The sequence below is a fragment of the Micromonospora sicca genome, from assembly GCF_003172935.1.
Lineage (GTDB): Bacteria > Actinomycetota > Actinomycetes > Mycobacteriales > Micromonosporaceae > Micromonospora > Micromonospora sicca.
Genome location: NZ_QGKS01000428.1, coordinates 1 through 6,855 on the forward strand (window position 1 = coordinate 1; position 6,855 = coordinate 6,855).

Genomic DNA, 6,855 nt, shown 5'->3' on the forward strand with positions numbered 1-6,855 from the left:
CGGCTACGCGCAGCCCGCGTACGGCCACGGGCAGCACTACGGCTACCACGGCCACTACAAGCGGAAGAAGCACCACGGCGGCTTCCTCGGCGAACTCTTCGACTGAGGCCGCCGCGGCCGGGTCGGCACGCCCCCGACCCGGCCGTTCCCCGTCAGGGGCGTCGTGCCGACCGGCCGCGGTCGTGGCACGCTGCACCACATGACGGCCATCCGGCAGCACGAGGCGCTGCGGCAGGCGTACGACGGGATCACCGCCGTGGTCACCGGGCTGGACGACACGGCACTCCAGACGCCGACCCGCTGCCGCGGCTGGCTGGTCGCGGACCTGCTCTTCCACGTCCTGTGCGACGCGCAGCGGGCGCTGGTCGCGCTGGCCAGCCCCGCCGACGGCCCGGCCGACGTGGACGACGTCAGCTACTGGCGCGCGTTCCCTAGCGGCGGCGACGACGTCAGCGCGAAACACGCGTGGTGGGCCCGCCGGTCGGCGGCCGCCTTCGACCGGCCCAGCGGAGTGGTGCGGATCTGGTCGGACACCGCGCCCGCCGCCGTGCGGGCGGCCGCCGCCGCCGACCCGGACGGGTTCGTCACCACCCAGGGGCACGTACTGCGGGTCCCCGACCTGCTCGCCACCCTGACCACCGAGGCGGTGATCCACCACCTCGACCTGGTGGTGGGGCTGCCCGACGCGCCGCCCCCGGCCGAACTGCCCAGCCGGGTCGCGGTGGCCACCATGGACGGCCTGCTCAGCGACGAGGCCGTCCGCCCGGCCGGCTGGGACGACCGGGACTACCTGCTCCGCGCGGCCGGACGGCTGCCGTTGACCGACCGGGACCGCCTGGAGCTGGGCGAGGCCGCCGGCTGGTTCCCGCTGATCGGCTGACCCCGCCGCTCACCACGGTGCCGTTCGGTCACGCGGGCGACGGCCCGCTCGTCGCCGGCGGTCGCGGCGTCGCCCTCGGTACGCATCGTGCTGATGCCGCCGTCCACCATGTCCCCCAGCCTGTCACCGGTCGTGCCGGTCGGTGCGGACCGGCGCTGTCATCCGGTGTGACGGCGACGGGGCGGAAAACTCATCGCCAGGCCCCAGGGTCAGACGATCGCCATGTGGACGAAGCGCGACCGTTCAGCTGGGCGAACGTCACGGTCTGCCTGCATTACGGGCTGCCACGAACCCTACCTATCTAGGTTCGCGGCATCCAATATTTGCGCTGCCACCTCTGCCTTGCGACTCAGCGCCATCACAGCGTTCTCGTAGAGCAGCGCGATGATCCTCTCGGCCGGCCTGCACGTCGTTCCGATGTTATAGATCGTTTTGTGGGGTCGAACAGAGAGTCGACCCAAACCTTGGGTGACGAGGAAGTCGGCAAATGGCTCGAGCATTCGAGATTTTCCGACCAGCCTGAATTGAGAGAATGACCGGGCACTGTTCTGAGACCTCTTGTATCTCCCTATCGAACCGTCTCCGTCAACCACCCCCCGCCAGAAGTCGCGAGATGTCACGAGCCGGTGATCAACAGCGCCCTCGTACCGGCCCAACTCAATGAGTCGTCCAGCCAATCGAACCGACCGGACCGAGAACTGACATGCCGCGCGAGTGATGCTCGGCTCCGAGATGCTGCTCGTCGAGCCTAGGAAGGTACGCAGAGCCACCAGGTGGTCACGATCACGTTGGGCCAAGCCTACCGAGACCTGAGGCATATAGCCTTGACGATAACTGACAGATCCATCTGCAAAAAGAAAACCGATCCAGTAGCAAGCAATAGGCGTGAGATGATCAAAGGCGTCATCTCGCAACGTGTGGATGGTTCTGCGAAGGACGACACCACGCCGAACCAAAAGCCCACGGACGGACGGCTCCGTTAGACCGTATGCAGCCGCGAGTTCCGCCATGGCCGCACCGCGCAAATATTGCTGGACCACTTCCGCACGTTGCAACTCAGTGAGTTTCCCGCTGCTTCTGGCTGGCACCCCTCGACGACGGAGTATTCCACGCACCGCCTGGCGGGTGACTCCATAGGTTTCGGCCAACTTGGTTAGGGTTTCACCACCAGCCGCCAGACCAACGATTTCTTCCCGTTGCAAGTTGGACAGCCGAGTAGGCGACATGGTCACACTATAGCCATATCCACAAAACGCGAGAGGTGCAACTGCGCGGCTACCGTGACTGTATCTGTAGGCCCATTCCGATGCTTAGCAATAATGAAATCGGCCTCGCCGGCGCGCGGGGACTCCTTGTCGTAGTAGTCGTCGCGGTGCAGCAAGATGACAACATCCGCATCTTGCTCAATCGAGCCAGACTCACGCAAATCAGACAATTGCGGACGCTTGTCGGTCCGCTGTTCCGGGCCACGGTTCAACTGACTCACCGCGATGACCGGGCACTCGACCTCCTTGGCCAGCAGCTTGAGGCCACGGGAGAGGTCGGCGACCTCCTGCTGCCGGCTCTCGGTGCGCTTCGGCGAGGTCATCAGCTGGAGGTAGTCGACCACGATCATCTTGAGGTCGTGCTTCTGCTTCAGCCGCCGCGCCTTGGCCCGGATCTCCATCAGGTTCATGCTCGGCGTGTCGTCGACGAAGAGCGGCGCCTCGCTGATCTCGCCCATGCAGCGGGCCAGCTTGGTCCAGTCGTCGTCGGAGAGCTGCCCGCTGCGCAGCACGTGCAGCGGCACCCGGGCCTCGGCCGAGAGGAGTCGCATGACGATCTCGACCTTGCTCATTTCCAGCGAGAAGATCGCGGCCGCCTGATTGGCGCGGATGGCCGCGTTCCTGGCGAAATCCATCGACGCGGTGCTGTTGTGCGTGGGGATCATCGCCCGACCGGCCAGGTAGAGGTGGTCGGGGTTGTCCACCGTGACGCAGCGGACCGGCACGCTTGCCACCGGCCGGACGTCCACGATGAAGCGGGAGGTCGTCCGGACGTCCGACGACGTCCGCCGCCGGGCCGCGTGCGCCGTACGCTTTCTGTCCAGCTGGAAGACCGTGTCGGGCGTGGAGAAGTTCAGGGTGTACGCGGTCGACGAGGCCTCGGTCCGGCCCGCCACCCGCTTCGTGTCGACCGTGCACCGGTAGCCGAGGCTCGCCACGAGCTCCCTGACGTCCTCGGCCAACCGCTTGGAGGTCGAGGTGTACTGGAGGTTGCCCGCCGGCGCCACCGTCCCGTCGGTGTCCATCAGGCCGGCCAGCAGCGCCCGGCGCTGGGCCTCCGAGGCGCGGAGGTAGTCCGGCGGGATGTGCTTTTCCGCCGCGACCCCGATCCGGCGCAACAGTGCTAGGAAGGAACCGTTCCGCTCGTGACACGCGGCGCAGCGCCGGATCGTCGGATTCTCCCGCAGGGTCCGGGTCGAGCAGCCGCAGTCGGCACAGGTGCGGTCAGCCGTGGCGGTGGGGACAGGCAGCACGATGGTGTAGACCATCGGCCCACTGGGACGTACGACGAAGCCGTCGCGCGCGACCAGGTCCGTCATTTCGGGGTCTGCCGTGGTGAAGCGGCTCGCCCCGGTGTGCCCGTCGCCGAGCCAGACGCCGAGGGTGTACGGGGGGACGACCAGGTCCCGTGGGGGCAACTGCAGCGGCCGGCAGTTCTCGACCGCGTGGTTCAGTCGGCGGTCGGCCGTGTCGGTACGCAGGGTAGCGGCGATCTCGGCGGTCGTCACGACCCCGTCGTGGCCTACCCGGGCGCCGGCGTTGACCTGGCGCTCGGCCCGCCCGCGCAGGCCGCTCAGGAGCGGCCCGGCGGGGTAGCCGGGCGCGGTCCAGTTCCGCACCTTGCCTGCCCGGGCCACCGGTCGGGCGACCCGACCGTAGGCACCGATCTGCCGTGCGACGCTGTGCAGCACGTTTCGGAACTCGGGACCGACCTGCTCGAGGGTCTGCGCGAGGGTGACCAGGCGCTGCGGCTCGGCGCCGGCCGTCGCCTCGGCCGCCCGCACCTTGGCCGGCGAAGGCTCCGACCAGTAGTGCCGTGCGCGCGCCTCGGGCTGCCGACGGCCGGCCCGGGTGGTCGTCTTCCACAGGTGCTCGGCGTCCGCCACGATCATCGAGCCGTCCGAGAACTCGACCTCGTAGCAGGGGCGGTCGTGCATCACCTCGAACGCGGCGGTGACGGTGGTCGGGGTGCCATCCGCCGCGAGCAGCCGGTCGCCGACGGCCACCTCGCCCATGGTGGTCCAGCCGTCGGGGGTCGGCAGCGGGGTGTCGAGCGCGAGCGCCTTTCCGAGACCCGGCCTGCCTGCCACGATGATGAGCTGGCCCGGGTGGAGGCCGTTGAGGAGCCGGTCGAGGTCGCTGAAACCGGTCGGCACCCCGCTCATCACCCCGCCCTGGGCACCCACCGCCTCGATCTCGTCGAGGGTCGGCTGGAGCATGTCGGCGAGCACCGCGAAGTCCTCGTTGACCCGCCGCTCGGTGATGTCGTAGACGGCCTGCTGGGCCAGGTCGACGATGTCGTCCACGTCCCGGCTGCCGCCCTGACCGGTGCCGTACCCGAGCTGGACGATCTTGGTGCCGGCCTCGACCAGCCGGCGGAGCACGGCACGCTCGCCGACGATCCGCGCGTAGTACGCGGCGTTCGCGGCCGTGGGCACACTGGCGATCAGCGTGTGCAGGTAGGGGGCGCCACCGATCCGGGCCAGGTCGCCCGAGTCGGCGAGCGCGGCCGCGACGGTGATCGGGTCGGCCGGCTCGCCCCGGCCGTAGATGTCGAGGATCGCGTCGAAGATGGTCGCGTGCACCGGGCGGTAGAAGTCGTTGGACTTCAGGATCTCGACGACGTCGGCGATGGCGTCCTTGGAGAGCAGCATGCCGCCGAGGACGCACTGCTCGGCGGCCACGTCCTGGGGCGGGGTCTTCTCGAAGTGCCCGTCGCGCGGGGCCGGCGCGGGCTGCTGCCCACCGGAGCGCTCCGTCCGCATGTCGTCGGTGACCGACACGGGTCCCCCCTCACTGCGTTCGGATCCGGTCCAGGTCTACCGCCGGCGTGTGACAACTTCCGCCGACCCTCCGGTCGATCGGGGGCCACCGGCCGGACGGTCGGGGGCCAACGATACGGAACCCGAGCTGAGCCACTCAACAACGCCGGTGGACGAGCCTCGGGACAACCTGTGGACGCCGGTGCACAGGCATGTGCGCAGGGTGTGCACAGCATGTGGACAAGAGCTGGGGAATTCCGGCCGAAATCGCTCTGACCTGCGGTTTTGCAATCCCCACCCTGTGGATGGAAGATTTCGGGTCGAGCCTTGAGGCCGTTCGTCCCGTACTATCTCAGCGAACGGCTACACCTGGACAGCGGATTGCACTTTCGGTTGAGAAGGGTCACGCTCCGGCCGTGAGTTACCGGGACTGGGGAAGCGGGGAGGGCAGCCCGCGAGAGCGCCAGCCGATCGCCCCCTGGGACGATCCCGCCGAGCCGTTCCCGGTCGACGCGTACGCGTCCGAGCGCTACCGCACCCCCAGTCGTCGCCGCGCCAGCGAGCGGGGCCAGCAGGAGCCGGTCGACGCCTACCTGCCCCGCTGGGCTCTCGAGTCGGGGGTCAGCCGCGCGGACGGCGGGGGCCGGCACGCCGCCCCGGACGACGACGACCTCGACCGCCCGCGGTCGGACGGCGGATGGCGTACGTCCACCGACGGCGACTGGCGCCGGGAGCGCGAGCCGCAGGCCACCGGCGTCGGACCGGCCGGCGAGCATACCGCCGAGTGGACCCTCGACGCGCCGCAGGACCAGGGGTATGTCGGTAGCCGGCGCGCCGAGTCCGCCGAGGACCAGCCGGTCTCCAGTGCCGCCCCGCGGCGCCGGCCGCGTCGCGCCCCGTCCCGTCGCCCCCAGGTGATCTGGTCGGGTGTGGAGGAGGAGACCCCGACGGAGGGGGAGCGCGACCGACGGGACACCGGGCGGCCGGGCCGGCGCAGCCGACGGGCGGCGGCGGATTCCTGGTCGCGACCGGCGACGGATTCCTGGGAGCGGGGCCGTTCCGCCGAGCCGGATCCCGCCGAGCAGCCGGCGGTAGACCCGTGGGACGCCTCCGGGGTGCACGCCTGGGACCGCTCGGCGACCGGCGGGCGGTGGGACCAGGCGGACGGCGCCGGGCGCTGGGACGGGTCCGACCACACCGGTGAGTGGGACCGGTTCACCGACACCGGCCAGTGGGACCGGTACGGGGAGACGGACGAATGGGACCGGACGGTGCCACCCACTCGGCTGCGGGACCGGGGGGCCGACGGGTGGTCGTCGGCGGAACAGGCCGAGGGTTTCTGGTCCGGGACCCGGCTGGCCGGCGACGATCCGCGCTGGATGGCCGCGCCGCCCTCCGCGCCGCGGTCACCGGTGGTCGCCTACACCGCGCCGCGCCCGCGGGCGGTGCCCCGACGCGGGGTGGAACCGGTAGGTGCCGGCGGGGCCTCGATCCGGCGGCGGATGGAGACGATCGGCGGTGGGTCGTGGGGCCGTCCGCTCGAGGACGACCTGCTGGACCCGGATCCGAGCGGGCCGATCCGGCCGCTGGTCTACACGGCCGCCTGTTATCTGGTCCCCGCGGTGCTGGTCTTCCTCTGGCTGTTGACGCTCGACGGGCAGGCACCGCCGGGCTGCGTCACCGACATCACCGGCGGGGGGTGTGACTCGCCGCGGGCGCACGCCTTCGCCTCGCTGATCGCGGGGGCGCCGCGGTTCGGGTTGGCGCTGGTGAGCAGCCTGGTCGTCGCGGTGCTGCTGCGCCGGGTCGGGACGACCTGGCGGTCGGCGACGGTGGCGCTGGCGGCGGCGGTGGTCGGTGGCGGTCTCTCCACGGTGATGATCAGCGCGGTGACCGGTCAGCCGATCGGCTGACCGCGCCCAGGCCCGGCCTGACCACCGCCCCGCTG

At 70.4% G+C, this 6,855-nt stretch carries 3 protein-coding genes and 1 pseudogene; 3 read left to right on the forward strand and 1 reads right to left on the reverse strand.

The window, feature by feature from the left end:
* Together DKT69_RS41530 and DKT69_RS40340 are read left to right on the forward strand one after the other, a co-directional pair.
* Positions 1-106, forward strand: a pseudogene (locus DKT69_RS41530) (zf-TFIIB domain-containing protein); the annotation flags it as partial.
* Between the two features lie 93 nt (positions 107-199).
* A complete protein-coding gene (locus DKT69_RS40340) occupies positions 200-880 on the forward strand; it encodes a maleylpyruvate isomerase N-terminal domain-containing protein (RefSeq protein WP_109805282.1) in 681 nt (226 codons plus the stop codon).
* A 1,228-nt stretch (positions 881-2,108) separates the two neighbouring features.
* Here DKT69_RS40340 and dnaB read toward each other — a convergent pair.
* Positions 2,109-4,910 (reverse strand): replicative DNA helicase, encoded by a 2,802-nt coding sequence (gene dnaB, locus DKT69_RS32725; RefSeq protein ID WP_438361898.1) that lies wholly within the window; start codon positions 4,908-4,910, stop codon positions 2,109-2,111.
* Positions 4,911-5,323: 413 nt separating this feature from the next.
* Here dnaB and DKT69_RS32730 point away from each other — a divergent pair, with 413 nt between their 5' ends.
* Positions 5,324-6,820: a hypothetical protein gene (locus tag DKT69_RS32730; RefSeq protein ID WP_109805281.1), complete on the forward strand. Its 1,497-nt coding sequence runs from the start codon at positions 5,324-5,326 to the stop codon at positions 6,818-6,820.
* Positions 6,821-6,855 lie beyond the last annotated feature (35 nt).